The organism is Streptomyces sp. NBC_00572 (assembly GCF_026341815.1).
Lineage (GTDB): Bacteria > Actinomycetota > Actinomycetes > Streptomycetales > Streptomycetaceae > Streptomyces.
Genome location: NZ_JAPENX010000001.1, coordinates 2,599,679 through 2,625,462 on the forward strand (window position 1 = coordinate 2,599,679; position 25,784 = coordinate 2,625,462).

Sequence of the window (25,784 nt, forward strand, 5' to 3'; positions counted from 1 at the left end):
CATGGCAAGAAGTTGATCACCGAGAGAAGAACGGAGGAACGCAGCGCCATCAGGATCGCCCGGGCGGAAGACTTGAGCCCGGGTACCGCAGGACATCGATAGTGAGGTGGTCTCCGGTCAAGCAACCGCGATCCCCGCAACCCCGACAGCAACCAGGTCGGGTACGCGGACACAGAACGCCGGCGCAGTATCAGGGCCGGCAGGTGGTGTAGAAGTTCCTTCGGGGCCCTGGTGCCAGTACGGCACCAGGGCCCCTCAACGCGTTTCCCAGAGAGGTGCAAATGACAGCAGATGACTCGTACGGCCGTCTCGACGACGACGACTACCCCGCCTACACGATGGGCCGGGCCGCCGAGATGCTCGGCACAACACAGGGCTTCCTCCGGGCCATCGGCGAGGCCCGCCTGATCACCCCGCTGCGCTCGGAGGGCGGCCACCGCCGCTACTCCCGCTACCAGCTGCGCATCGCCGCCCGCGCCCGGGAACTCGTCGATCAGGGCACACCGATCGAGGCCGCCTGCCGCATCATCGTCCTCGAAGACCAGCTCGAAGAGGCCCAGCGCATCAACGCCGAATACCGCCGCGCCGCCACATCCGACGCGCCACCAGACTCGGCTTGAGGTGAGTTCGCCCGCCGTCGGCATCGACCGACGGGTGCACCCCGAGGGCTTGGCGGAGGATTGCTCACGAGCAGATGCCCGCGCGAGGTCCGCCCCCAGGTCAGCACTACGCGTGGCCTGGTAGGCGCCGTACGCCCGGCCTGCGCGGAGCACTGACAAGTTTCTTCCGGCACGTTGAGCGTCAGTCAGAGCTGTTGGCGCCGGCCGGAGAGTTCATGTCGGGAGTTGCACATCAGGCCGTCGACACCTATCGCGACTGCTCCCACTCGGTCCGGGAGAGTTCGTACTCGACTTCACCGTGCTCGGAGCCCTCGATCTGCTCCGGCCGGTCCCCGGTGAAGTTCCGGATGAAGGACAGGCCCGACTTTTCCATGACGCGACGGGAGCGGGTGTTGACGGCCATGGTGTTGGCCCCGACCCGCTCGACCTCCAGGTCCGTGAACCCCTTGTGGACCAGTGCCTGGGACCCCTCGGTGGCGTAACCGCGTCCCCATGCCGCCTGGTTCAGGCGGTAGCCGAGTTCGACCACGGCAGGGCTGTCCTCTTCCGACGGCCGGAACTCGAACCAGCCCAGGAAGGTGCCGCTGGGCTTCTCCTGCGCAGGACGAGCCGGTCGGTCTCCAGGAAGTGGGGCATGCCGCGATCGTCACCGGGGGTGGTCCGGGCCTGCCACCGATCTTCCGCCCGACGGCAGACGGTGGTGTTCATCGAAACGGGATTTCCAGAGGCCCACCTCATCGCACGTAGCCGGGTCAGTCACCTCACGATTCCTGTTCTGGCTGCCGGCCAAGGACCGGTGCACCAGGCGGTCGCGCGGTTTCCGTCCGGTCGGATGGTCACCTTCCTGACGTTCGACCGCCCCGGCCACGGGGAGCTCGACCTGGAGGCGGAGATCTGCAGCAGCGACCATGCGGTCTGCTTTCCCCCCAAGCCCGGCTCGCTCCCACCGAACTGTCGCGTGATCGCCGGGACAGGTCCTCGGTCATCGTGGGCGTCCGTTCCCTCTTCGCCTACCCGAGCCCACCGAGACGGAGGGATTCTCCTAACTCGCTGAGCTTCACGGTCGTCTCCGGGGTCTGCTCCTGCGACTGTTCGGCGAGTTGAATGGCTTCCTCGATCTCGCTGAGCTTCGCGGAGGTCAGGACGCCTGCCCGTTCGATCAGGTCGGACCGGGACACGGTGGTCAGCCATGTGCAGGGGATGAAGCCCTGGCGGGGGAACGCGAACCGCAGGACACCGTCGAAGGGCAGTCCCTCCATGGCGCCCACGGTCACTTCGACGCCCAGACCGCTGACGTCGATGCCCGCCGGGGCGACGACCTGCACCACCCGGATCCCGGAGGTGTCGTCTCCCGACAGCAGGACGGCCGGCCGCCGCTCGTCGAACTCGACCCACCAGACTTCGCCACGTCGCACAGGTCCTCCTGCATGCAAGACTGCCCCGAACGCACACACCCTGCGCCCGAGTACTGGATGATTCCCTGTTCCGCGGGATTGCGGGCAAGGGCGGAAGTCAGCCCAGGGCGAGCCAGCGGATGCCGAGCTGCTCGACCTGCACGGTCTCCGCTTCATGCAGCGGCTCCCGGCCTGTGGCCTTGCGCAGGAAGTGGGGACGGCTCCACTCAAGCTCATCGGCTGCCGTGGTGTGCTCCGCGCCGAGGAGCAGCTCCGTCACGGCATCACCGGCCGCCGGGGTGAGCCAGGCTTCACGTCCGAGTGCGTCGGCCAGGTCGAGTCCATGGACGGCGACCTCCACGACGCGCGTAAGGAGGAACTCCGACAGGAGCATGGCATCGCCGTGGCGTGTCCGCACGGTTCGACCATCCGGCTGGGCCCGGCACAGCCGGTCGGCTCGCCGCCACGTCGCGGCGAAGTCCTCGGCGAAGGCGGCGCCGTCCGCCGGCCGCGCCGCACGGTCCTGGGCCAAGGCGATCCGCTTGCCGTTGGTCTGCGCTGAGAAGCGGTCGTCAGGGCGGTAGTACTCCACCGCGGAGATCTCCGCCTCGCCGGGTGCCGGCGCGTCCAGCATCGCCGGAAGCCAGTCGATCACCACGCACACGTGCCCGAGCAGGTCGCGTACGGACCAGGGAGTGCAGCGCGTCGGGAGGCTCCACTCAGCCCCGGACAGTCCGGCCACGGCATCGGTGAGGGCGCCGCATTCCAGCCGGAAGGCTTCGAGTACCTGGTGGTGGTCCACTCCGCGCCGCTCCCCGTGCGTTCGCCGTCCCGTGCTCACTTCGCCGTCCCGCCGTTCCGCTCCACGCGAAGCACCGAGTAGATCACCAGGTCGTTCCACTGCCCGCCGCGCCAGACCGCGGAGCGCAGCACGCCCTCCTCGACGAAGCCCGCCTTCTCCAGGGCGCGCCGCTCAGCGACGTTGTCTCGGTCCGTCCACGCCTGGATCCGGTCCGCCCTCGTGTGGTCGAACAGGTACTCCACCAGCAGCTGCTGGGCCCGGGTGCCTATGCCCCGGCCGCGGGCGGAGGGCACCAGGCCGATGGCCAGGCTCCAGTTGGTCATGTCGGCCGGCCCCCAGGTGCCGGGGAACCACTTGACCCGACCCACCGTCCGGTCGCCCTCGGCTACGGAGAGCAGCCCGCCGTCAGGACCGAGCAGACCGTTGTCCGCGAAGCGACGGCGCAGGTCGGCCGTCGACTGGAAACCGAACCACTGATGAACGCCCCAGCCCTCCGGTCCGCTGAACTCCTTCTCGTACAGGTCGAGATCGTCGGTGGCGACAGGACGAAGGGTGATCTCATCCGGCATGGAACGGCTCCAGATCCTCTCGGCCGAACGGCTCGAACCCTGCAACGGCCATACGGACAACTACTTCTCGCTTCGCGCTTCTCAGATCATCGACACGCGCGCCGATGCGGTCCCGGTTGCAGACCGCCGGAAAGAGATCGCCGGGCAGGAGCCGAGACTTCCTTGCCGATCGCCCTCACGGGGCGTGCGATAGGTTCCCCGCCATGATCGAACCCGGAACCTCCGCCTGGCCGCCCGCCCCGATACCGACCGACCGGCTCGTGCTCCGCGAGTCCGAGGCCCGGGACCGTGCGGCGGTCGTCGAGCTGTTCGCCTCGCCGGAGGTGGGCACCTACACAGGCGGCGCCCGGCCGCGCGCCGAACTGGAGCGCGCGGTGCCCGAGATCCCCGGCCGGCGCCCCGGCTGCTTCGTGGTCGAACGCGACGGAGCGATGATCGGCATGATCACGCTCGATCCACGCGCCCCCGAGCGCCGGGGGCACATCCGCCCCGAGGCCGGTGAGACCGAGCTCGGTTACCTGTTCCTGCCAGAGGCGTGGGGACGCGGTTACGCCGTCGAGGCGTGCGCGGCAGCACTCGACTGGTTCACCGCCACGTGTCCCGGCGAACCCGTGGTGCTCTCCACCCAGAGCGCCAACGACCGCGCGATGCGCCTCGCGGCGAAGCTGGGCTTCATCGAGGTCGAGAGATTCGAGGAGTACGGCGCCGAGCAGTGGTTCGGCGTGCGCTCTTCGGCCACTCCGGACCGGATGAAGGGCGGCACCATGAGCGAGATCGTCCTGATGTCGGATCCGAAGGTCGCCGCCATTCCCGTGGTCGAGTCCGGCGAACGTCTTGTGGACGTCCGCCACGACGGCCGCCTGCTCGTCGACACACGCAAGCAGGACCCGGCGGACGCCTTCGCCCACCTACGGGAAGGCGTGCTGGAGCGGCTGGTCACAGCCCAGACGATGCTTCCGGCGGGCTTGCGGCTGCTGTTCGTCGAGGGCTTCCGGCCCCCTTCCCTCCAGCGGGAGTACTTCGAGGAGTACGCCGGTGAGCTACGAGCCGCCCATCCCGAATGGTCTGCCGATCAGATCCACTCGGCGGCGAGCAGGTACGTGTCACCCCCCGACATCGCCCCGCACAGCGCCGGCGCGGCCGTCGACCTCACCCTCGCCGATGCCGACGGGCACGAGCTGGACCTGGGCACACGCATGAACGCGGACCCGGAGGAGAGCGCCGGCGCCTGCTACACCCACGCCCCGAACATCACCGAGGAGGCCCGCGCCAACCGGAAGCTGCTGGGCACCGTACTCACGGCCGCAGGGCTGGTGAACTACCCCACAGAGTGGTGGCACTGGTCCTTCGGGGACCGCTACTGGGCCTTGATCACAGGAGAAGCCGTAGCTCTCTACGGCCCGAAGGATCTCGACTCGCGGCGCAGCTGACCGACCAGCTCTACCGCCCTGGCCCATTCAGCGCACCGGCGGCGGGAGGCCCTCCCTCTTTCGACGACGTGCCCCATCCGTGCCCATCAAGGCGGTGAAGAGCAGTCGACAACGGCTCTCAGGGGGCGTGGCAGCACCCTTGGCCACAGGCCATACTTGCAGGTCAGACACCATACCGAGGGCTTGAGCGGCGGTGATTCCCAAGCTTATGGCGCGGGTTCGATTCCCGTCATCCGCTCTTCTTACGAAGCCCCAGGTCAGCGACCTGGGGCTTCGTCGTTGTCTAGACCTCTTGGGGACTCCGCGCCTCTGGCTGGAGCCTGACGCGCAACCGCGGCAGACCCTGGGGCGGCTCGGCCGGGGACTGAACCGCATTTACCCTCCACTCGGAACGACCTGGTCCTGCGGGGCGGGTAGCTCGGGTCTTCCCTGTGCGGGCACGGATCCCGATCCCGCCGCCCGGCCGGGTGCCGCCTGCCGCATACCGATGCGCCGTGCCGCACGGCGCCACAGTCGGGGCAGGAAGGTGTAGAAGCGGTCGGGCAGGAACACGGCGTCCGCGATGATCATCGCGCCGGAGAAGAGCGGCAGCCCCATGAGTACGGCGATGCCGATGTGCATCCCGAGCAGCACGGCAAGAACGGGATACTTGAGCCGGCCGAAGAGTACGAACGGGAAGGCGACCTGGACGAGCACCGTGACGTAGCCGGTGATCGCGATCACCATCGGGAAATCGTCCACGAGGTGGGAGAGCGCGGGCCAGGGCTGGAACAGTTCGAGGTTCAGCGCGTAGTGCAGAGCGGTGCCGCCGCCCCAGGTGGAACCCTGGACCTTGTACAGGCCCGCCGATCCGTAGAGGAAGCAGACCTGTGCGGCGATGACGAAGACGCCGCAGTTGTGCACCACGGTGGTCAAGGTGACGCGGGCGTGGCGGAGTTCCTGCGCGTACAAGCCCCGCACCGGCTCCGGCACGTCGCCCGCACGAGCCGACTTGAGCCGGTCGCGGCGTGCGTCCAGGGACCAGCGCCGACCACACGCGGTCAGGACGAGGTACATGGCCATCAGCAGGACCAGGTTGTCGCCCCCGTCCGTCATGAAGATCGACCTCGCGTGGAACGAGATCACCACGACGGCGAAGAGGACGGACATGACGCGGGTCCGCCAGCCCAGGATGAACAGTACGGACGTGACGACGGCCATCGCGTAGCAGAACTCGAAATAGGCGGGGCTGTCGGACAGGATCAGGACGCTGTTCCAGCCCGTCTGCTCGAAGAGCTGTTCCGCCAGCGCAGGCGTCCAAGGGGACTCGGGTCCCCAGATCTCTCCACGGTGCGGGAACTCGCGGAGCAGGAAGACCAGGTAGAGCAGCCCGTAGCCGATGCGCAGCACCGAGGCGGCATACAAGGACACCGGGCGGCCGGTGAGGAGGGCCCACAGAGCGCTGACCTGGCCGAGGAGCCACTGACGGGCGACACCGACGAGCGAAGTCCCCGGACTCTGGGGGCGTTGTGGTGCGGCTGCCGCAGAGGAGGGCCGGGAGGGCTGCTCAATTCCCATGGGGGGTCACCTTCCACCAGGGCAGGAGCCGGTTCTCGGTGGGTACCGGCGGGCGGTTGCCGGCGGCGGTGCCGGGAGCGGCGATGGGCGTCGTGACGACCCGAAGCTGAACGAAGTCGAACGAGTCGACACCGTGGCGGGCGGCGAAGCGGTCCGCGGCGATATTGCGCAGGTACTGCTGCATCATCACCGCCCGTTCCGAGCGTGCCGTGTCGCTTCCTCCGTGCGTCTCGACATAGGAGCTCCAGGCGCGTCGCAAAAGGTTCTGAGCCGTGTGGCTTGGAAATGCGTTGTGGTCGACTGCGGCATTGTCCACGGCGGCCAGGTCGAACCAGGGGCTCACTCGTACCGATCCGTCGGAGGCCGTTTGTGCAGTTCTCGCCAGGACCTTCCGGTTGAAGGAATCGGGGTCCGGTGCGAAAAGTCGCCAATTCTGCTCGAAAAGGGGGTACATCCATCCGTTGACCTGTGGGCTGTACCGCTTCGATACGGTGTTGGAGGGGGCTACGTGAAGGAACACCATGACGACATGGACCAGCGTGGTCACCAGACACAGGGCCAGGGCCGTGCGCAGCCCCGCTCTCAGTGCGAGGACCCTCATGTGCCGTCTGTCCGGCGGGGTCGCCCTGTCGTGTTCTGGTGGCAGGGGGGCCGGATCGGAACCGGACTGCTGAAGTTCCTGCACGGCCGCTGTTTCGATTCCGCTCGACACCGCCCACCCTGTCCTTCGCGTATGCGCTGCTCGCGCCTGAGTCTCTGCGTCTCTCACCGGCGGCGCACGACGGAACCGCTGAGGATTCCGCCGCGCGCCGTCATCTGATGAACGGTCTTATGCGGCCTGCTGCTCAGCCCTCGTGGACCGCGGGCTTGTCGGCGTAGCCGTAGTGCCCGTCAGCCTGCTCACCGTGGTCGCCGTAGTCGCCCTGGTCGCCGTGGTCGCCGTGGTCCGGCTTGCCGGGCCCCTCGTCGTGCCCGTGCTCCGGCCCACCGTGCTCGGGCTTGCCGCCGTGGTCCGGCCGACCGTGGTCCGGCTTGCCGCCGTTCCCGCCGGCGACGTTCCCGCCGGTGATGGAGCCGCCGGTCGTGTTCCCAGCGCTGTTGCCCGACGTGTTACCGCCAGTGGTGTTCCCGGCGGTGTTGCCCACGGTGTTCCCGGAGGTGTTGCCGGCGATGTTCCCCGAGGTGCCGCCGCCCACCAGGTTGACGCTGGGCCCGCCGATGAGGGTGCCGCCGATCAGACCCAGAGTCGTACCCGTCGTCGCCCCGGTCGTCGTCCCCGTCGTCGCGCCGGTCGTCGTACCGGTCGTCGTCCCCGCCGTCGCGCCGGTCGTCGTACCGCCGGTGGCGCACCCGCCGAGGAAGATCCTGTTGTTGTTGAGCGTCACCTCGCCGTTGCGGGCCAGCGCCCGGCCCTCGACGCTCGCGCCCTGGTTCACGAAGATCGAGGTCAGAGCCATGATGGTGCCCACGAAGGTGGAGGTGGTGCCGAGGGTCGCCGAGCTCCCGATCTGCCAGTACACGTTGCACGGCGAAGCGCCGTTCGTGAGGAGGATCCGACTGCTGGACGCCGTCGTCAGGGCTTCAGGGATCTGGAACACCCAGACCGCGTTGGGGTTTCCTCCGGCATTCAGGATCAGATCGCCGGTGAGCCCGACACCGGACGTGGCCCTGTGGACGCCAGGAAGCAGCTCCTGGCCCCCGCCGATTCCTGCCGCGAGCGGGAAGTCCGGGGCCTGGCCCGTCAATTGGCCGGCCGCGTTGTTGTACGCCACGATCAGATCGATCTTGGCCTGGCGGGCCTGATCGTCCGCGGGGTGCACCGCGCCGAGCACGCGTCCGGGCGGGAATCCGGTGATGGCCCCGTTCGGGTGCGTCCCGAGGTCGTGATCGAGCACCGAGTTGCCGGTGTTGGTGACTCCTTGCCCTGCCAGGACGGAGTAGCTGGCGGTCGTGCCCAGAGGAACGGGCGTCGCGATGGCAAGTGCCTGCGTCGACGTGACGGCGACCATGGCGGCGGCAACTGCTGTGGCGAGGGCCGAGGCCAGCCCGCCGGACAGAATGCGGCGCTGAGTCGTTCGAGGGATGTGCAGCTTCATCAAGAGGCCATTTTCTGTGGGGGGCCATGGCACACGCCGGGCCTACGGATCACCCGGGGCGCCTTCTAGCTGTGGCCGCATATTACGCATGAAAATTCGCGCACCCGTACCGGGCGAAACCGAGGAGGGGGGATGAATACAAAAAGATTCAACGCCGCGGTGCGTGATGAAAATATGCAATCCCGTGCCGCCGACGATTCAGAACATCGCCGGATGAGTGAAATTCGATCAGTTCACACGAAGCGGCACCGCACACCTGTCCTGAAACCGACCCCGATGCGAACGCGGATGTACGCCGACTGGGTCGATTCAGGACCGCTGCGGCGTGGGCGTGGCGCGCCCGGGGCGAAAAGCTCAAGGAGGCGCGGCATCAGCGGCGGGCTCTTCCCGGTGCCGGCCGCGGGTGGAGGAGCAGCGGTTCCGGGGCATCGTCGCAGCCCGGCGCGTCACCCTCGGGGTTCAGGACGCGTAGAGCTTGATGGCGTCGGTGATGAAGTGCCGGCTCTGCTCCGGGGCGAGGGCCAGCGCCCGCAGCCGGGCGTGCGTCACGCTGTACTGCTGTACGTCGGACGCCTTCGCCAGGCAGAGGCCGCCGGTGAACCTCTCCAGATACACCACCGCCTCACGGGTGTGGGAGAACTCCAGGATGGAGAACTGTCCCGTCAGCCCCGGGTGAGCGCCTGTGCTGTGCGGGAGTACCTCGACGGTGATGTGCGGCTCGGTGCTGAGCGCGTGCAGGTGCTCCAGTTGCTCGCGCATGATCTCCCGGCTGCCGACGACACGCCGCAGGGCCGATTCGTCCAGGACGACCCACAGATGCAACCGGCGGGCGAGGTCATAGATCCGGTACTGACGGCGGAGTCGCACCTTCAGTCGCGCGGCGGCCTGGTCGACCGTGACGAGGGGGATCGTTTCCTCAATGACCGCGGCGGCGTAGGCGGGGGTCTGCAGCAGGCCGGGGACCACCATGGACTCGTAGGCTCGGATGGACGCGGCGACCGCCTCCAGGTCGAGATAGACGCTGTGAGGGATGTCGCCGTAGGAGTGCCACCAGCCCTGACGGCTCGACTCCCTGGCCAGTGCTGTCAGGTGGTCGACGAGATGCTGGTCAGTGACGCCGTAGAGCACGCAGAGATCGCGTACGTCGCGGGGGCTGACCGCACGGCGACCCGTCTCCATGTGACTGACCTTGGCCTGGGAGATCAGCAGTTCCGCCGCGACCTGCGTGCCGGTCATACCGCGGTCCTCACGGAGCCGGCGCAGCTCCGCCCCCAGTCGTCGTCCTGTGACGGTCGGGTTGTTGTTCGCCGCCATGGGCGGTGTACCTCCGGCTCCAAGCCACTACGTGCCCGAGCAGATTGGCATGGAGCACCGGTTGTTGATCACGCGCCGTGCCGCCGGTGTCGTGCGTCGGCAAAGAATTGTGATGATTCAATCTGCCCGGCGCCGCCCGTACGAACCAGCGCTCCGCGTGGCCCACGGCGCCCTACGGCGCGCAAGCCGGGCCGCGGGGAAGGAACGGCGGCCGGGATCGGTGGGTGGCTCAGTGGGCGAAGCGGCGGGGTGTCACGGAGTTCACGCCGAGGTGGAGAACGGCGGCGATGAGCACCAGTACGCCGGTGGAGAGGAGTTACAGCGCACCGCCGAGCTTCGAGCCGACGATGATCAGCGCCATGAGGGCACCTCGGCTCTGCAGCGGAGGCCCCGTGGCATCGTGCCCCATCCGTGCCCTTCGGAACGGTGAACAGCGGTCAACACGGGTATCGCCGGATCACCGAAAGGAGCCGCGAGAAGGGGCGTTTTCGCAGGTCAGGCACCTTGCGATCTGTGCCGGCTCCGATGATTCCCAAGCTTATAGCGCGGGTTCGATTCCCGTCATCCGCTCTTCTGCGAAAGCCCCAGGTCAGCGACCTGGGGCTTTCGTGTCACCTAGACCCCTCAGGGTCGGCTTCGGCGTCCGGCGCTCGCCCGCGGAAGCGCGCGCAACGCGCTCACCTCTGCACTTCGCCGACCCAGGCCGTGAGCCCTGTCAGGAATCCCGCCTTCTCGTCCGGCGACAGCCCCTCCAGCGCGCGTAGCAGCGGCTCGGTCCGTCGAACGATGAAGGCTTCGAGCGGCAGGCGGTATTCCGCGGCCAAGGACACCAGGACGCGGCGGCGGTTCGTCGGATCCTCGGCCCGCTCCACGATGCCGGCCCGGCTCAGGGCTCCGACCAGTTCACTGGCGGTGGACAACGACACCTGAAGCCGTCGGGCGATCTCACTGACGGCCAGCGGCCGTCCGGCCAGCAACTGGGGCAGTACGGCGCCATGGCGCGGCGTCAGGCCATGCGCCTCCATGACGCCCCGCAAAGGCTCCGGCATCAGATCCCGCACGACCGAACCCCGGAAGAACGGCTCCAACAACGGCACGAGACCGGCGACTTCAAGATCATCCGGGGTCGGCTTCCGTGACGCCTTCCCGGCGCTCTCGCTCTGCGGCATGCTACAAGTGTATATGGTTCTGGTTTCCAAACTATTGGGTAATCCGAAGGGTCTTTAGATGCCGTCGATCAGCTACAGCGATGCACTCAACGACGCCCTGGAACGCATGGACGACCTGGGATACGAGCGAGGACAGGGGGTGGATCTCGCCAACCACGGCCCGATGGGCGCCGAGGCACTCGCCCTGCTCGGGCAAGGGGACGAAGTCGCCCAGTGGGTGGGGCGCTACCGGAAGGCGATGGAACACCACGAGCCTCCCGCCGCCCGCTTCGCCCTGGACCCCGCGGACGAGTCCTCGTGGCGCCCCGCCCTCGGTACCTTCCGGAGGGCCGGGGACTGGGAGCAGCTCTTCACCCGCGAACTGGCGGAGGCGCACTGGCGCGAGGTGCTCGTACGCTGGTGGCCCCGCCTCCTTCCAGGGCTGTTCGCGGGCCTGACGCACGGGGTCATCCGTACGGCGCACGCCGTACGCGGCCTGTACGCGACCGGCGACGGAGGCACAGTGCTCCAGCTGAAGGAACTGGCCCGCGGCCTGGCCTACTGGGCGGCCCGCTACAGCGAACTACCCGGCCGCCCTCGACTGCACGGCCCTCACGAACTGCCCGACGCGGTCGCCACGCTGCCCCGCGTACCGCTCGACGGTCCGATGGGGCCGGGTACCGCCCTCCACCGCCTGGACACGCTCGCCGAACTCCCCGGCTACGGCGAGTCCCTGGAGGCGCTGTCCCCGCAGCAGGCACCCCGGCTGCTGAGCGAGATGACGGCCCAGTTCGCCGATGTCTACCTCGGCCACCCCGAGGTGTACCCCGTCCCGCTGATCCACGGCGTCACGGCCCCCGCCGCCGTCCGCCTCGTACTCCCGCATCTGCCGCACGAGCTGCACGAGCCGACGCTGGCCCGGCTCTGGCAGGTGCAGTCGGCGTTCCTGTTCGCCTTCACCTCGGACCGGCGCGACGAGGGCACGGCGGCCTGGGAGTCGGAGGTACCGGATCTGCCCCCACTGGACGACCTGGGTGCCCGCGCCGTCGAGCACGGCGACGAGCACGTCATCAAGTTCACCGAAGCGTGCCTGCGCGAATACGCTCTTCGGCCCGACCCGCGCTATCCGGCCGCCGCCTTCGCCGCGCAGCGGCGCATCACCCGCCTCGACGCCGGCGGCGGGGTCAAGGGAGCCGCCTCATGATGCATGGACTGCCCTGCCTGTCGGCCGGCGAAGGACCACCGTTGATCGTCCTGCTCTTCACCCCGGAAGCGGCCGTCCCCACGGGCGCGAACCGTCGACTCACCCTGCGGATGCTGCGCCCCTTCTCCAGGCGGTTCACCACTCACCTCCTCATACGCCCGCCCGGCCTGCCGCCGACGACGACGATGACCCAGCTCGCCGCCGTGCACGCCGACGCGATCCGACAGACCTTCAGCGGGCCGGTGAACGTGCTGGGCCTGTCCACCGGTGGGTCGCTCGCCCTCCAGCTCGCCGCAGACCATCCCGAGCTGGTCGACCGCCTCGTCCTGGGCGGTACGGCCTGCACCCTCGGCCCGGTCGGCAGGCGCGCCCAGCGCCGCTACATCGAGCGCGCACGACAAGGCAAACGGCCGAGCCCTGCACTGGCCGAGATGCTCACTGGTTCGACGATCGGCCGGACGGCGCTCAAGGGCCTGCTCTGGCTCATGGACGGCAGCCGCGAACACCTCGACGCCGCCACCATGCTGGGCGCCGAGGACGGCTTCGACCTGCGCAGTCGATTGCACGAGATCAAGGCGCCCACGCTGCTTCTCCAGGGCGAGAAGGACATCGTCTACCCCCTCGACCTGGCCCGCCAGACCGTCCAGGGCATTCCGGACTCCCGGCTCGTCGTCTACCAGGACCGCAGCCATGGCGGAACCTTCACCGACAAGCGGTTCTCCGCCCACGCACTGGCCTTCCTGCAAAACGATCAGCCATAAGGTCAGGGTTGCTCAGGGGCCGCTCCCACGGGGCCACCGGGAGACGTTTCCCAGGTCAGTGGCTACTCGGACCCTCAAGTGCCGAGTGATTCCCAAGCTTGTGGCGCGGGTTCGATTCCCGTCATCCGCTCTCGCGCGAAGGCCCAGGTCAGAGACCTGGGCCTTCGTCGTTGTCCAGACGTATCCAGACGTCGCGCGCCGCCTGCACCATCCGATCGAGCCCGCCGGCCACGCCGACAGTCGGCCCGACCGGAATCCGGTCAGAACTCCAGCACCTCGCGGTCGAGGGGATACCGCGCGCGGTGAGGGCCCTCGTACGGCGAGGGTGTGATCGGCAGGACGCCGGTCGGCTGCAGGCCCAAGTTGTCGTCCCAGATCCGGGGTTCGACCTGTCCGACGACGCGGAAGTGCCGGAAGGTGAACGGCGGGCTGTCGGTCGGGAAGAACTCGGCTGTGGTCATCACCTGGAAGTGCAGGTGCGGCGTGGTCGAGTTGCCGCTGTTGCCGATCAGCCCGAGGACCTGGCCGGGTTCGACGTGGTCGCCTTCCCGGACCTTGAGCGAGCCGGGCTTCAGGTGGGCGTAGAGCAGATAGCGGCCCGGCGCGACCTCCAGGGTGACGTGGTTGCCGACGGTGTCCTCGATGGGCGGGACGGGCGGTGTGACGGGCGGCGATTGGTCCGGGAGTCCGTCCTGGACCTCCACCACTCGGCCGCCGGCCGAGGCCACTACCGGCTGACGGTAGCTCAGGTAGCTGGAGAGCTGTGTGGGGTCGCCCTCCCAGGTCTGCCCTTGGTCGCCGACCCGGTACCAGTCGATCGCGAAGCGCTGCGGTACGTAGAAGCGACCGTTGATCGGGCCGAGGCCGCGCCGGTGGTGGGTGTTGCCGCAGCACGACTCGCTGGAGTACCAGGTGCCGGGGCGGACCGGCGCCTTCAGGTTCAGCGGCGCGGCGCGGCCGGTCGGGGTGATCTGGACCGTCTCCTCGAACGGGGAGGCACCGGAGGCGGTGAGGACGGCGCCCGAGAGGTGGTGTTCGAGGACCTTGGGCACCCGCTGACCGCGGTCGAGGGCCAGATCGAGCCAGATGACCCACTCCTGGGAGCCCGGGATGACGGTCGGCGTCGGCCCCGGGGGCGCCGGGGTGTACCCGTCCGCACCCGGCAGGGGGTCGCCCACCGGATTGGCGGCATCGGCCAGCGCCTGGCCGCTCAGCGAGCCCACTACCCGGTGCGTGCGGGCGTCCCGGACCTCGACACGGTCGAGCCGCACCTGCGTGCTGCTGGGCAGTGCGTTCGTGGTGAGCAGTTCGTACGAGAGGTGCGTCTTGCCGTCCGTGGCGTTGAACGGCGTCGGTTCGGTCATCACTGCCGCCGTCAACGGCGTGAACTGCGGGCCGGGCGCCGGCGTGGCCGCGCCGGTCCCGTATCCGGGTCCCACTGAGGCCACCAGCATGCCGGCCGCGAGCACGGCGGTGGCGAGCCCGCGACGTAGCGGGCTGCGGCCGGTGCGGTTGCGAGAGTCGCGCTCTGCCATGGTGCTCTTCCAGTCGTCGGGTCCGGGGCCGTGAAGGGCACCGGCACGCCCCGCGCCGAGGCGCAGGCCCATGTAATCCGGCGACGCCCCGCTCCGGCCGGATGGCGCCGGAGTCAGGTGCCGAACTACACCCGTCCAGCCGCATCGACCACCGAGCCGCGAGTGAACGGGCGTATCGCCGATTCCGGTAGATCGTTCCCAGGCCATGAAGAAGATCGTTTCTGTCACCGCGCTGGTCCTCGCCGGCGTCGCCCTCGCAGCCCCCGCCCACGCCGACAACGACTCCGACTTCGGCAGCGGCGTCAACGCCGCCAACAACTGGAACTTCACCGCCGCCGACGTCTGCATCCAGGAGCTGGCCGTCGTGCCCGCCCTCAGCGACTGGACCGGAAACCACAAGAACAACTGCTCCAACGGCAACGTCATCGACCACTCCGGGGCCGGGCAGACACCCTGAACGCCTTTCGCCGACGCGTGGCCCCATCCGTGCCCTTCGGAGCGGTGAACAGTCGTCGACATGGGTGCCGCCACACCCGCCCAGGAGGCCACAGCCGGGACTGTTTCCCCAGGTCAGAAGCTAGGCGATCAGGCTGGGCGACGGTGATTCCCAAGCTTGTGGCGCGGGTTCGATTCCCGTCATCCGCTCTTGAAACGAAGGCCCTGGTCAGAGACCAGGGCCTTCGTCGTCGTGTGGCGTGCCCTGTCGCCGAGGAGCATCCTGATGGCGAGACCGCCGCCAACGGGCCCGGCCCCCGCGCCTGCCGGGCACCGGCTGCCACCGGCCTGCGTCAGCCCCGGTACGGCCAGGCGCTGCGCAGCCCGTCCGTCGCCCTGTGGGAGGGAGCGGGATGACAGTCCGACCGGCCGGGGATCCTGATCGCTCGGAGAGCTTCGGGGAGGGGCTGCTGGGCGGGCTCCTGGACCGGGCCCATGAGCTGCCACCGCATCGGGTCGGGCCGGTGCTCGCCGACACGGTGGCGCGGCTGGGGGGACGGGATCCGCAGATCCTGCTCCAGGACTACGGGCAGGAGAGGCTGGTCCCCCTGCCGGGCGAAGGGCTGGAGGGCGGGGAACCGCAGGCCATCGACGGCTCGGAGGCCGGCCGGTGTTTCCTCACCTCGCGCCCGGTCGAACTCGTACTGCCCGACGGCGTACGGGTCCTGCTGCCCTTGCTGGACGGGGGCGACCAAGCGGGTGTCCTGGCCGTCACCCTGGACGCCGTCGGTGACGACGACCGCCGCCTGCTGCGCAGGATCGCCGGTCTGATCGCCGACATGATGCAGACCAAGAACGGCCACACCGACCTCTTCTTCCGCACCCGTCGCAGCGAACCGATGAGCGTCGCCGCCGAGATTCAGTGGTCGCTGCTGCCGCCGCTGACGATGGTGACGCCGCGCGTCACCGTCGCCGGCGTTCTGGAGCCCGCTTACGACGTGGCGGGCGACAGCTTCGACTACGCCCTGAACGGGGACACCTTCCACCTCGCCGTGATCGACGCCATGGGCCACGGTCTGGACGCGGCCACGATGGCCACCGTGACCATCGGCGCGTACCGGCACGCCCGCCGGATCAGCATCGAGCTGTCCGAGATCTACCTCTTCATGGACCGCGCCGTGGCCGAGCAGTTCGCACCCGACCACTTCGTGACCGCGCAGATGATGCGGCTGGACACGAACACGGGCCGACTCCAGTGGGTCAACGCCGGCCACCCCGCCCCCATGCTGATCCGCGGGCACCGCGTCGTGGGCCGCCTGGACAGCCCCACGACCCTGCCGGTCGGGTTCGGGGGAGCGCAGCCGCAGGTCAGCAGGGTGATGCTCGAACCGGGGGATCGCGTTCTCTGCTTCACCGACGGGCTGATCGAGGAACACGAGAGCGGACAGGAGGAGTTCGGCGAGGACCAGCTGATCGGCTGGGTGAACCGACTGGAGCGGGCGGACCGAGAGGTCCGCGCGGTGGTACGTGACCTCTCCCACACCCTCAAACGGGCGCGGGGCAACGCCACTTCGGACGACGCCACGCTGGTCCTGGTCGAGTGGCGCGGGTGACGTTCCGGATCATGCCGGCTCCGGGCGGTGTGTCGCTGGTTCGGTGGGTGTGGCGACGAGGATCTCGGCGGCCTGGGTGAGGTTGTCGGCGTCGACCGCACGGGCCATGGCGTCACGTGCGGCGTCGGGTGTCGTGTCGGGGGGCACCACCAGGAGGGCGAAGTGGTCATTGTCGCCACGGGTGATGAGGACGGTGTCGTCGCCGACGGGGAAGGAGTCGAGGCGTACGACCCGGTCGTCGACGACCACACGGGTCGGGACCTCCTCCCAGGCGTCCGTGTCCAGGCCGACGCGCGTGATGGGGCCGAGGTGTGTGGTGAGCGCCCGGACCAGGGCGGGCAGCTCGGTCCCGACGTCGCGGGAGCGGGGCCACCAGGCGCCGTCGAGGACGCCTTCGCGGGAGTGGGTCGTCCGCAGCCGGAGCAGGGCCGTGCCGGGATGCACCGCTCGGTGGATCTCGTCCGGAAGGAGCTGGGGAGGGGTGGGCATGTCTGATTCGGCCATGGTGGTCCGCCTGCCTGCGCGGGGCCGCCGACACATGATGGCCGACGAGATACCGCCGTGGTCACACGATACTCCGCGGGCCTGCCGTCAGGCCCGCGGCCGTCGCCCGGACGGCGTGCCCGGCAGGAAATCACCTGGTCAGAACGGCTCGTCCGACCGCTGGGCGGAGTACGCTGAAAGTACCGGGAGTAAGTCGAGCACCCGCTCCCAAGCGGACGTCGTTTCCGGCGATCAAGACACTGGGCCGCCCTGCAGGGCGGCCCGGAGACGGGTCCGCGGTCATGACCACCTCCCTGGCACCCACGCTTTCGGCGCGCCTTTCGCTGACGCCGAAGACCACCCTCGTCGGCCTCCTGGACGGCGCCTGGTGGCCTCGTTCGCATGACCTGGCCGCCGAACTTCCGCCTCTGGTCGACGCACTGGAGGAGCACTTCGGACGCATCACACGCGTCGCGGTGAACCCCACCCGCTGGCCCGTCGTCCCGCACAAGGTCGCCGTCACCGGGCACACCGTGCACGTCGGCTGGTTCACCGAACAGGATCCCGACAAGATGATCCTGCTCTCCTACACCGTCGGCCGCTGCGACCTGCTGGTGATCCCACCCGAGACCGAACCCGCGGCCGCCGCCCGGCTGATGGCTGCCGCCGCCATCCCCGGCAGCGTCCTGGCCGCCGGTGCCCTGATGTCCGACGAGGCCGCGACCGGCCGCCGTATGCGAGACGCCCGCAGCAGCGAGGACGCCTGGGACACCGACGGCGGGTCCGCCCTGCCGCCACTCCGACACCCGGTCGTCGGCGCGCGGATGATCGCCATGCCCGGAAACCCGCGGAGGTGACCCCATGGAAACCCTGATCACGCTCGCCGTCATCGCCCTCATGATCGCGCTCGGCATCCGCCTGATCCACCGGCTCAACGCCCAGCACGACGCACGCATCGCCGCCCACCACTTCGGCGACCCCTTCCCGGCCATTCGCCGACCGCCCGGCCACAGCCACCCCACGCCGACGGAGCAAGACACCTCGGCAGCGCAAGCCTCCCGCCGCCGGATCACGGGCACCTGGCCCTGATCACCTGGACCATTCCTCCGACCGAAGGCCGCGGGTGGGGCACCCGACACCCGGGACAACCCACCCGCCGGCTTCTCGCTCGCCCTCGGAAGGGATCACGCACCTTGTACCCCACCGACACCGCGACCCTGCCCTCGGCCGGACACGCCGAGATCCGCATCGTCGCCGCCACCCCCGAAGCCGCCCGCGCGGTCGCCCAAGTGATCCGCTGCTCCTTCGCCGGGGCGGAACAGCGCAGCTACCCCGTGCCCGAAGGTGGCACACGGCTCCACCTCACCGTCGACACCGGATCCGGCGCGGAACCCGCCCTCTCCTGGCTCGCCACCAGCAGACCGACCTCTCGCGCCGGCACCCACGTCGACGAGGTGTGAGGAGCGTCGGCCTTCCTCACACGCATGAAAGGACTCGGTCATGGCGACACTCCGCGAGCGACAGGGCTACCGCGAACGAGTCCTGACCGCCCTCTACGAAGCCACCGAAGGCAACCGTCTCCTCGGAGTCCCGGGGCGGAAGCTGCGGAACGACCTGCGCATCCCGGAGGAAGACCTGGCCGCCGCATGCACGTACCTCGCCGGCGAGGACCTGATCACCGTCGACTGGGAACCGGGCAACACACCCTCGATGGTCTCCCTGACCCACCAGGGAATCCGCCGCATGGAAGCCGAAGAGGAAGAACGCGGCTGAGCCGGACTGCCCGTTGGCCCGCTCCTCCCGACGTCATGTCGCTGCCCGGTGCTGGTGACCCACCTCGCGCGCGAGGTCCAGTCCGAGGACGCGGTCGAGAAACGCGAACGTCTCGAACTTGGCACCGGCCGGTACGTCGGCGCGCGTCGCCACGGTGAGCAGCGCGTCCAGGACGGCGGGGACGCCGAGATCTTCAGCCAGCACGTCATGGGCGTGTCGCAGCACATCGGCAGGCATCGGCCGGGACGGCTCCTGTGCCCAGTCGGCCACCAGCTGCCGCCAGTCCGCCAGCGTCCGCCGGGCCTCTTCGAGCGCAGTACTGGTGACGAAGACCGGCGTGCGGTAGGCGTGGCCGAGCATCAACATCCTCATGGCCAGCGGATCGGCGCCCTCCGGGGCGACGGCCCCCAGGAGCCCTGGGGACGGGAGGTGGGCACGGTCCGCGACGCCCCTCTCCCCCGATGCCGGGCCGACCTGGCCCACGTCGATACGGACCCCGCCGACCGCGTCCTGTGCCGCGGTCCCGTACGCGTGGACGTGAACGTCGGCAGCGGCGCAGAGCGTTCCCTTCGGATGGTGAACACCGACGGTGTCGGGCGGGTGGACGCCAAGGGCGGACAGGGAGCGGTCAAGCGCCTCGGCCTGCTCGTCCGGCAGGTCCGGCAAGGTACGGAACGTGCGGGACTGCAGGCCGTGCAGCTCCACTGTGCGCGCCAGTACGTCACCGACCAGGAGCGCCCGCAGGTCCCCCAGGCCGAGCCCGACGTCGCCGGCCGGCAGGTGGACGCAGATGCTCAGCAGATGACGGCGTACGGAGGGAATCTCCACGAGATGGCCGGTACGGGTGTCGACGATACGCAGCATGATGCGGAGGCTAGTCGCGGAAACCGCCGACATCGGGGAGGAGGCCAAGTCACGATAGTGGCGGTCCGGTGGGGTGGTCTTGATGCTCAGTGCGGCAGCCTTCGCCACGATCGCACCCAACAGGCTTGGACGGAGGATGCGGCCGGTACGTCGCCCCAGCTGGACGCGTACCGCCTGGGTCCGTTGCGCAGCCTGCCGACCGCCGGGAACCTCAAGCGTGCGGCCGGGCGGAGTTGTCGTGAGATCCGCCCTGGGCCCGTCATCGTCCCGACCGGTTCGACCGCGCCGCACCCTCCGTGGGTCGCCAGGAGAACGGGCGGGCGCGGATCAGGACCTCCTCTCGGCCGGCGGTTCCGTCGGCAGGGCGGCGAGTCGGCTCACGGGTGACAGGACGAGCGCGATCAGCACGGCGGCGGATCCGATCGCCGCGACGGTCAACGCGCCGTGGGCACCGAGCCGGCCCGACAGCAGGCCCGCGGACAGGCCGCCGAGGGCGCCGCCACCGAACAGCAGGGTGCGGAAGACCGCTGTCATCCGGCCCATCATCGACTGCGGGGTACTGGCCTGGCGCAGGCTGACGATGACGACGCCGGCGACACCGAGGCCGAGGTAGCTGGTGAAGAAGGAGAGGACGAACATCCCCACCATCACCGGCCGGGGGCCGGCGGCCAGGACGATCAGCAGGGGGCCGAGGAGAAGGGCCGACTGCGCGACGAGGTAGACCAGCCCGAGCCGGAAGCGTCGGATCACCTTGCGGGAGATCGCCGCGCCGATCAGACCGCCTACCGAGGCGGTCGCCAGGACACCGCCGAGGGCCGTCGATCCCAGGTGCACGTCTCGTGTCCCGTAGAGGAGGAACATGGTCCACACGGTGACCATCGAGAAGTTGCAGCAGAACCCGATGAGCGCGAGCGAGCGCAGGACCGGATTCCCCAGCACCCAGCGCAGACCGTCGCGGAGTTCGGTCGGCACGTGGCGTTTCACGGTCGCGGGCTCGGGCCGCGGCTCGGGGGTGCGGATGAGCAACAGCGAAACCACGGACGCCAGATAGGAGAACGCGTCCGCGATCAGCGCCACGGGCGCGGTCAGGGCGCCGACCAGGACACCGGCGAGCCCGGGTCCCGCCACCTCGGCCGCCGACGAGCTCATCCCCATCTTCGCGCCGGCCTCGACGTAGCGTTCGGGACCGCGCACCAGGGTCGGCACGTAGGACATCCAGCTCACGTCGAACAGCACCGAGGCGACGCCGACGGCACAGGCGATCAGCAGCAGCGAGACCATGCCGAGCGCGTCCGTCCAGTACAGGACGGGCACGAGGGCCAGCAGGACCATCCGGACGAGGTTGGCGCCGAGCATGATCCGCCGCCGCCGGGCCCGGTCCACCCACACACCGAAGATCAGGGCGAGCCCGAGGTACGGGACGAGCTGCAGGAACCGCAGGACACCGACCTGTTCGTCGCTGGCGTCGAAGGCGGTGATCGCGGTCAGCGGCAGGGCCAGGTTCGTGACCTGGGTGCCCAGCAGGGACAGCGTCTCGCCGAGCCAGAACCTGAGGAAGTCGCCGTTGCGCCAGAGGCTTTCCGGGGGCGGCTCCGCGGTGGGCGCCTGGAGGGCGGTCACCGGCGCCGTCACCGGCGCCGTCGGCGGTCGGGTGCCTGGCGGACGAGTTCGGCGACCGTGTCGGCGACGTGGTCCACCTCCTCCTCGGTGTTGTAGTAGTGCGGCGACAGGCGCAGGCACCATTCGATGCCCTTGTCCCCGAAGTCGAACTGCGCGAACTCGCGGAAGCTGAGCGCCGAGTTGATGCCGCGGGCGTCCATGGCCGCCTTGAACGGCTGGGGCTGCCAGCCCTCCACCGCGAAGGTGACGAGCGCGGCCAGTCGCGGACCGCGGTCGAGCACCCGCACCCCCGGGACGAGTTCGAGCCGGTCGCGCAGCCGGGCCGCGAGCGCGGGTGTGCGCTGCTCGATGGCCTCGATGCCGACCTCGCGGGCGTAGCGCGTCGCGGCGGCGCTGCCGAGCACGGTGGCGTAGGGGAACTCCCATTCCTCGAACCGGGCCGCCGTCGGGACGGGCTCGTATGCACCCGGCGCGGTCCAGCGGGCCCCGTGCATGTCGATGAACAGCGGTTCGTAGCCCGCCCGCAGGACGCGATCGGATACGTACAGGAATCCGGAGCCGCGCGGGCCGCGGAGGAATTTGCGGCAGGTGGCGGTGAGGAGGTCGCAGCCGATCTCCTCCACGTCGATGACGAACTGGCCCACCGATTGGCACGCGTCCACCAGGTAGAGCAGGTCCAGCTCCCGGCAGTGCCGGCCGATCTCGGCGATCGGCGAGACGAGTCCCGAGTTGGTGGGGACATGGGTGGCGGACACCAGGCGGGGCCGGTGGGTCCGCATCAGCGCGGCCATCGCCTCCACGTCGACGCCTCCGTCGGGGGTGTCGGGTGCGTGGACGATGCGTACGCCGAATCGCTTGCGCAGGGACAGGAAGGCGATCTGGTTGGAGACGAAGTCGTCACGGGTCGTGAGGATGACGTCGTCGGCCTCGAAGGGGATCGAGGACAGGGCGTTGGCGTAGGCGTGCGTGGCGCTGCCCGCGAAGGCGATGTTGTCGGGCGTGGTGTTGATGAGGGCGGCGATCTCCGCGTAGAACGCGCGCACTTCGGTGGCGCGGGCGGCCGACGCCTCGTAACCGCCCATCCGTGCTTCGAGGTTCAGATGGCCGACCATCACGTCGAGTACGGGGGTGGCCAGCAGGCCGCAGCCCGCGTTGTTGAAGTGGATGACCTTCCGGCACCCCGGGGTGTCGGCCCGCAGGGCGGCGACGTCCAGCTGAAGTGCTTCTGAACCAGGGCCAGTAGCGCTATTCTCGTCTCTCATGAATGACGGTAGCACTTCTGGCGAGTTGGCCGACAGCCTTCGGACACTGCTCTCCCGGCTCTCGCCCGGCGACCGACTGCCGAGCAGCCGCGAGCTGATCAAGGAGTACCGGGTCGGCCCCGCGACCGTGGCACGGGCCATCGCCGCACTGGCCGCGGAGGGGGCGGTGGTGACCCGCCCGGGCAGCGGGACGTACGTGGCGCAGCGCACCCGGCTCCACGACGAGGACTCCGACCCCGGCACCAGCACCGACTGGCAGACGGTCGCCCTCACGGACCGCGCCGTCGACACGCACCTGATCGCCGACCCGCTCGGACCTCCACCGGCCGGGACGATTTCCCTGGACGGCGGCTACGTGCACCGCTCGCTCCAGCCCACGCGGGCCCTGAGCGCGGCGCTGGCGCGGGCAGCGCGCCGTCCGGACGCCTGGGACCGCGCCCCGGCCGGCGGTCTGACGTCGCTGCGCACCGCGTTCGCCCGCATCGTCGGCGGCAGCGTGGCACCGCAGGACGTCCTGGTCACCGCCGGCGGACAGAGCGCCCTGTCGATCGCGTTCCGGGCCATCGCCGGACCCGGCAGCCCGGTCCTGGTGGAGTCGCCCACCTATCCGCGCGCCCTGACCGCCGCCCGCGCCGCGGGACTGCGGCCGGTGCCGGTCCCGCTCGACGCCGACGGGCTGCGGCCCGACCTGCTGGCCGACGCGTTCGCGATGACCGGCGCACGCCTGCTGTACTGCCAGCCGACCTTCCAGAACCCGACCGGCACCGTGCTTGCACCCGAGCGGCGTCGCCAGATCCTCGACGTGGCGCGCGCCTCGGGCGCGTTCGTGATCGAGGACGACTTCGCACGGCACCTGGGACACGGCGGCGCGGTGCCGCGGCCGCTGGTCGCCGACGACCGCGACGGCACGGTCGTCCACGTCACCTCACTCACCAAGCCCGCCGCACCCAGCCTGCGGATCGGGGCACTGGTGGCCCGCGGGCCGGTCATGGAGCGCATGCGGGCGGTGCGCCTGGTCGACGACTTCTTCGTCACGCGCCCGCTCCAGGAGGCCGCGCTGGAAGTGCTCAGCTCCCCGTCCTGGGACCGGCACGTCCGCTCTCTCGGTACGGCGCTGCGCGAGCGCTGCGCCGTACTGGCCGCCGCGGTCGCCCAGGAGATCCCGGGCGCGACCCTGTCCGGGCTGCCGACCGGAGGACTGCACCTGTGGGTCCGTCTGCCGCCCGGCGTGGACGACGCCGTACTCACGAACGCCGCCAGGCAGCGTGGCGTCGCCGTGAGCGCCGGCAGCCGCTACTTCGCCACCGAACCACCGGCCGCCCACCTGCGCATCGGGTTCGCCGCCGCGGCCGACCATGCGGAGCTGACGCAGGGGGTACGCCGACTGGGAGCCGCGCTCATGGATCTCGGCCCGAAGCGGGAAGGGTGAGGCGCGGGAGGACTGAGCCACCGGCGAGCCGACGGGCGCCACCGCGACGGTGTCACGAAGCAGAGGCCCACCAGGTCGAGGGCGCCGCGACGGTGTAGCCCAGGGACTCGTACAGCGGCCTGCCCAGCTTCGAAGCGGTGAGGGTGACCGGCAGGTCCGCCACGTGGGCGAGGGCGCCGAGCATGACGGCCCTCCCGACGCCACGCGACCGGAAGGCCGGCGACGTACCGACCCAGTAGTGGCTGCCGATGCCGTCGTCCACGACGCTGACGCAGGCCCCCGCGGCCACGCCGTCGTGCAAGGCGACGAACACGTCCACACCCGGCTGCCCGATCAGCGCCGTCGGGAACAGCTCCCCGGGGCGGTAGGGCTCGAACCCGGCCAGCTCGAAGCCCTCGATCACGATCCGCTCGGCCTCCTGGAGGTCCTCGGGCCGCTCGACCCGGATCACGCCCAGCGCCGGTTCGCCGACGGGCCCGGGCAGACGCAGCATGACCGGCATCTGCCAGCTGCGCATGCCCAGATGGTTCAGATCGGTCGAGCTGAACGGATCCTCGGCGTTCACCGGGCCCACGGCCCGGCGAACCAGCTCGCTCAACTCGGCCAGTTCGCCCGGATCGAGGTCGGACTCCTGGATCAGGACCCGCATGCCGGCCCGCTCGCCGCCATCGACCGCGACGAACCCACGGCGCCGGACGACCTCATGCCCCCGGGACCGGCCGGTCGCGATCCAAAGGGTGGCGGAGTTACGGGCCTGACGCTTCGGCGCATCGGCCAAGGCAACGGACGTGGACGTGGACGTGGTCGTGGTCGTGGACGTGGGCTGGTGGGCAGAAGTAGATCTTGTCGTCATTTCGCTTACGGTAGTGCGCAGTTGACCCCTCACACAGGCCAATTCCATGCGCCTCGACTGGGCCACCTTCGGCCCGCGCCACTGCCCGGGGAATCGCACCGAGACCTGATGTCGGACCGGAGTCCGATGCGGACCTGCGGGGAGCGATGGGGTCGGACCTGGGGCCGACCCGGGAAGCGGACCGTGCTCCGACGCGGAAGGGCCCGTCCGGGCGGAATCGTTCACGACATGACGACGACACGGAGTACCCCCCTCGAACACCGCACCGCCGCCCCGGCCAGGGCTCGACTGCTGCCTGTGGCGTGGGGCGGTGACACGCCCTTCCCCGGGCGGTGGGTGGGCGGGGTCTCGCTGGTGGCAGCACCCGTGCTGCTGGGGGCCGGAGTCCTGCTGCGGCTGCCCTTCCACTTCTTCTTCCCGGAGCAACTCGCCGCCCGTGCCGAGCACCCCCACCTGATCGCGGTCTCCTACGGCGCCTTCGCCGCGGGGACGGTACTGCTGTGGCCGGCCCTCGCCGTACTCGCGGCCCGGATCGGCCGCCACAGCCCCGGACTGGCCCTGTGGGGCGGTGTGCTCGCCGTCCTCGGGCTCTTCGCCCGGACGTTCCACGCGGGGGTGGACCACCTCGCCTTCCAACTCGCCGACCGGCAGGGCGTGGAGGCCGCCGCCCGGTTCGTCGGCGAGACGTACGGCGCCTTCCACGTCTTCAGCACCCTGAACCTCGCGATCATGGGCGGCTGGCTGCTCCTGGCCATCGGGGCCTGGCGGACGCGCGTGCTGGGCCCCGTCCGGGCAGTCGCCCTGGCGGTGACCTCCGCGCTGCCGCTCGGCGTGCTCAAGGGCACCACCCCGCTGTCGGTCGTGGCCGTCGCGGGCCTCTGCCTCGCCCTCGTCCCGCTGGGCAGCACCGTGCTGCGTGACGGCCCGACGCCCGGGCGCGCGGCAGCCCTGCGCTGGACCCTGACGATCATCGCCACGATCGCCCTCATGACCCTGATCGGGCAGGTGGGTTGACGTTGTAC

At 69.9% G+C, this 25,784-nt stretch carries 26 protein-coding genes and 2 pseudogenes; 13 read left to right on the top strand and 15 right to left on the bottom strand.

Annotation, left to right across the window (positions count from 1 at the left end; translation table 11 throughout):
• Nucleotides 1-281 precede the first annotated feature (281 nt).
• The gene (locus OG514_RS11850; protein ID WP_266893680.1) at nt 282-620 is read left to right on the top strand and encodes a MerR family transcriptional regulator; all 339 of its coding nucleotides are present in this window, start codon (nt 282-284) and stop codon (nt 618-620) included.
• Between the two features lie 247 nt (nt 621-867).
• Here OG514_RS11850 and OG514_RS11855 read toward each other — a convergent pair.
• The 4 genes and pseudogenes from OG514_RS11855 to OG514_RS11870 all read right to left on the bottom strand — a co-directional run.
• Nucleotides 868-1,221, bottom strand: a pseudogene (locus tag OG514_RS11855) (GNAT family N-acetyltransferase); the annotation flags it as partial.
• 409 nt (nt 1,222-1,630) lie between these two features.
• Nucleotides 1,631-2,035 carry a type II toxin-antitoxin system PemK/MazF family toxin gene (locus OG514_RS11860; RefSeq protein ID WP_266893681.1) on the bottom strand — a complete coding sequence of 135 codons (405 nt, stop codon included), beginning with the start codon at nt 2,033-2,035 and terminating at the stop codon, nt 1,631-1,633.
• Between the two features lie 97 nt (nt 2,036-2,132).
• On the bottom strand, nt 2,133-2,816 hold the full coding sequence (locus tag OG514_RS11865) for a maleylpyruvate isomerase N-terminal domain-containing protein (protein ID WP_266893683.1): 684 nt from the start codon (nt 2,814-2,816) through the stop codon (nt 2,133-2,135).
• Between the two features lie 35 nt (nt 2,817-2,851).
• Nucleotides 2,852-3,385 (bottom strand): GNAT family N-acetyltransferase, encoded by a 534-nt coding sequence (locus OG514_RS11870; RefSeq protein WP_266893684.1) that lies wholly within the window; start codon nt 3,383-3,385, stop codon nt 2,852-2,854.
• A gap of 203 nt (nt 3,386-3,588) precedes the next feature.
• Between OG514_RS11870 and OG514_RS11875 the strand changes: the two are divergent.
• Both OG514_RS11875 and OG514_RS11880 read left to right on the top strand, forming a co-directional pair.
• Nucleotides 3,589-4,122, top strand: a pseudogene (locus tag OG514_RS11875) (GNAT family N-acetyltransferase); the annotation flags it as partial.
• Between the two features lie 27 nt (nt 4,123-4,149).
• Nucleotides 4,150-4,815, top strand: a complete 666-nt coding sequence (locus OG514_RS11880) for a M15 family metallopeptidase (protein ID WP_266900825.1) — start codon at nt 4,150-4,152, stop codon at nt 4,813-4,815.
• Between the two features lie 375 nt (nt 4,816-5,190).
• Here OG514_RS11880 and OG514_RS11885 read toward each other — a convergent pair whose 3' ends face one another.
• From OG514_RS11885 to OG514_RS11905, 5 genes are all read right to left on the bottom strand, one after another.
• Nucleotides 5,191-6,372 (bottom strand): HTTM domain-containing protein, encoded by a 1,182-nt coding sequence (locus OG514_RS11885; protein ID WP_266893685.1) that lies wholly within the window; start codon nt 6,370-6,372, stop codon nt 5,191-5,193.
• On the bottom strand, nt 6,362-6,919 hold the full coding sequence (locus OG514_RS11890) for a DUF5819 family protein (RefSeq protein WP_323181525.1): 558 nt from the start codon (nt 6,917-6,919) through the stop codon (nt 6,362-6,364). The genes OG514_RS11885 and OG514_RS11890 overlap by 11 nt, the downstream gene beginning before the upstream one ends.
• Before the next feature lie 298 nt (nt 6,920-7,217).
• On the bottom strand, nt 7,218-8,468 hold the full coding sequence (locus OG514_RS11895) for an ice-binding family protein (protein WP_266893689.1): 1,251 nt from the start codon (nt 8,466-8,468) through the stop codon (nt 7,218-7,220).
• A gap of 459 nt (nt 8,469-8,927) precedes the next feature.
• Nucleotides 8,928-9,782 (bottom strand): helix-turn-helix transcriptional regulator, encoded by an 855-nt coding sequence (locus OG514_RS11900; RefSeq protein ID WP_266893691.1) that lies wholly within the window; start codon nt 9,780-9,782, stop codon nt 8,928-8,930.
• Nucleotides 9,783-10,459: 677 nt separating this feature from the next.
• Nucleotides 10,460-10,951: a MarR family winged helix-turn-helix transcriptional regulator gene (locus tag OG514_RS11905; RefSeq protein ID WP_266893693.1), complete on the bottom strand. Its 492-nt coding sequence runs from the start codon at nt 10,949-10,951 to the stop codon at nt 10,460-10,462.
• A 58-nt stretch (nt 10,952-11,009) separates the two neighbouring features.
• On the opposite strand from OG514_RS11905, the gene OG514_RS11910 reads away from it, so the two are divergent.
• Both OG514_RS11910 and OG514_RS11915 read left to right on the top strand, forming a co-directional pair.
• Complete coding sequence (locus tag OG514_RS11910) at nt 11,010-12,134, top strand: questin oxidase family protein (protein WP_266893695.1); 1,125 nt, start codon at nt 11,010-11,012, stop codon at nt 12,132-12,134.
• Complete coding sequence (locus tag OG514_RS11915) at nt 12,131-12,895, top strand: alpha/beta fold hydrolase (protein ID WP_266893697.1); 765 nt, start codon at nt 12,131-12,133, stop codon at nt 12,893-12,895. The genes OG514_RS11910 and OG514_RS11915 overlap by 4 nt, the downstream gene beginning before the upstream one ends.
• 260 nt (nt 12,896-13,155) lie before the next feature.
• Here the strand turns inward: OG514_RS11915 and OG514_RS11920 are convergent, their stop codons facing one another.
• A complete protein-coding gene (locus tag OG514_RS11920; RefSeq protein WP_266893699.1) occupies nt 13,156-14,430 on the bottom strand; it encodes a M23 family metallopeptidase in 1,275 nt (424 codons plus the stop codon).
• A gap of 205 nt (nt 14,431-14,635) precedes the next feature.
• Here OG514_RS11920 and OG514_RS11925 point away from each other — a divergent pair, with 205 nt between their 5' ends.
• Together OG514_RS11925 and OG514_RS11930 are read left to right on the top strand one after the other, a co-directional pair.
• A complete protein-coding gene (locus tag OG514_RS11925) occupies nt 14,636-14,887 on the top strand; it encodes a hypothetical protein (RefSeq protein WP_266893701.1) in 252 nt (83 codons plus the stop codon).
• A gap of 391 nt (nt 14,888-15,278) precedes the next feature.
• On the top strand, nt 15,279-16,478 hold the full coding sequence (locus tag OG514_RS11930; RefSeq protein ID WP_266893702.1) for a PP2C family protein-serine/threonine phosphatase: 1,200 nt from the start codon (nt 15,279-15,281) through the stop codon (nt 16,476-16,478).
• Between the two features lie 9 nt (nt 16,479-16,487).
• Here OG514_RS11930 and OG514_RS11935 read toward each other — a convergent pair whose 3' ends face one another.
• The gene (locus OG514_RS11935) at nt 16,488-16,982 is read right to left on the bottom strand and encodes a DUF5994 family protein (protein ID WP_266893704.1); all 495 of its coding nucleotides are present in this window, start codon (nt 16,980-16,982) and stop codon (nt 16,488-16,490) included.
• A gap of 281 nt (nt 16,983-17,263) precedes the next feature.
• On the opposite strand from OG514_RS11935, the gene OG514_RS11940 reads away from it, so the two are divergent.
• From OG514_RS11940 to OG514_RS11955, 4 genes are all read left to right on the top strand, one after another.
• A complete protein-coding gene (locus OG514_RS11940; protein WP_266893706.1) occupies nt 17,264-17,818 on the top strand; it encodes a DUF5994 family protein in 555 nt (184 codons plus the stop codon).
• 4 nt (nt 17,819-17,822) lie between these two features.
• Nucleotides 17,823-18,050: a hypothetical protein gene (locus tag OG514_RS11945; RefSeq protein ID WP_266893708.1), complete on the top strand. Its 228-nt coding sequence runs from the start codon at nt 17,823-17,825 to the stop codon at nt 18,048-18,050.
• A 104-nt stretch (nt 18,051-18,154) separates the two neighbouring features.
• Entirely contained in the window at nt 18,155-18,421 is a 267-nt protein-coding gene (locus tag OG514_RS11950; protein ID WP_266893710.1) for a hypothetical protein, read from the top strand.
• Nucleotides 18,422-18,461: 40 nt separating this feature from the next.
• Nucleotides 18,462-18,734, top strand: coding sequence for a hypothetical protein (locus tag OG514_RS11955; protein WP_266893712.1), 273 nt, complete (start codon nt 18,462-18,464; stop codon nt 18,732-18,734).
• A gap of 33 nt (nt 18,735-18,767) precedes the next feature.
• Here the strand turns inward: OG514_RS11955 and OG514_RS11960 are convergent, their stop codons facing one another.
• The 3 genes from OG514_RS11960 to OG514_RS11970 all read right to left on the bottom strand — a co-directional run bounded on the left by OG514_RS11960 (nt 18,768) and on the right by OG514_RS11970 (nt 22,480).
• Nucleotides 18,768-19,598, bottom strand: coding sequence for a hypothetical protein (locus OG514_RS11960; protein ID WP_266893714.1), 831 nt, complete (start codon nt 19,596-19,598; stop codon nt 18,768-18,770).
• A gap of 327 nt (nt 19,599-19,925) precedes the next feature.
• Nucleotides 19,926-21,218, bottom strand: a complete 1,293-nt coding sequence (locus OG514_RS11965) for an MFS transporter (RefSeq protein WP_266893716.1) — start codon at nt 21,216-21,218, stop codon at nt 19,926-19,928.
• Nucleotides 21,219-21,226: 8 nt separating this feature from the next.
• On the bottom strand, nt 21,227-22,480 hold the full coding sequence (locus OG514_RS11970; RefSeq protein WP_266893718.1) for an aminotransferase class V-fold PLP-dependent enzyme: 1,254 nt from the start codon (nt 22,478-22,480) through the stop codon (nt 21,227-21,229).
• On the opposite strand from OG514_RS11970, the gene OG514_RS11975 reads away from it, so the two are divergent.
• Entirely contained in the window at nt 22,479-23,909 is a 1,431-nt protein-coding gene (locus OG514_RS11975) for a PLP-dependent aminotransferase family protein (RefSeq protein ID WP_266893720.1), read from the top strand. The genes OG514_RS11970 and OG514_RS11975 overlap by 2 nt on opposite strands.
• A gap of 52 nt (nt 23,910-23,961) precedes the next feature.
• Here OG514_RS11975 and OG514_RS11980 read toward each other — a convergent pair whose 3' ends face one another.
• Entirely contained in the window at nt 23,962-24,687 is a 726-nt protein-coding gene (locus OG514_RS11980) for a GNAT family N-acetyltransferase (RefSeq protein ID WP_266893722.1), read from the bottom strand.
• A gap of 303 nt (nt 24,688-24,990) precedes the next feature.
• Here OG514_RS11980 and OG514_RS11985 point away from each other — a divergent pair, with 303 nt between their 5' ends.
• The gene (locus tag OG514_RS11985; protein ID WP_266893724.1) at nt 24,991-25,776 is read left to right on the top strand and encodes a hypothetical protein; all 786 of its coding nucleotides are present in this window, start codon (nt 24,991-24,993) and stop codon (nt 25,774-25,776) included.
• The last annotated feature ends 8 nt before the right edge of the window (nt 25,777-25,784 follow it).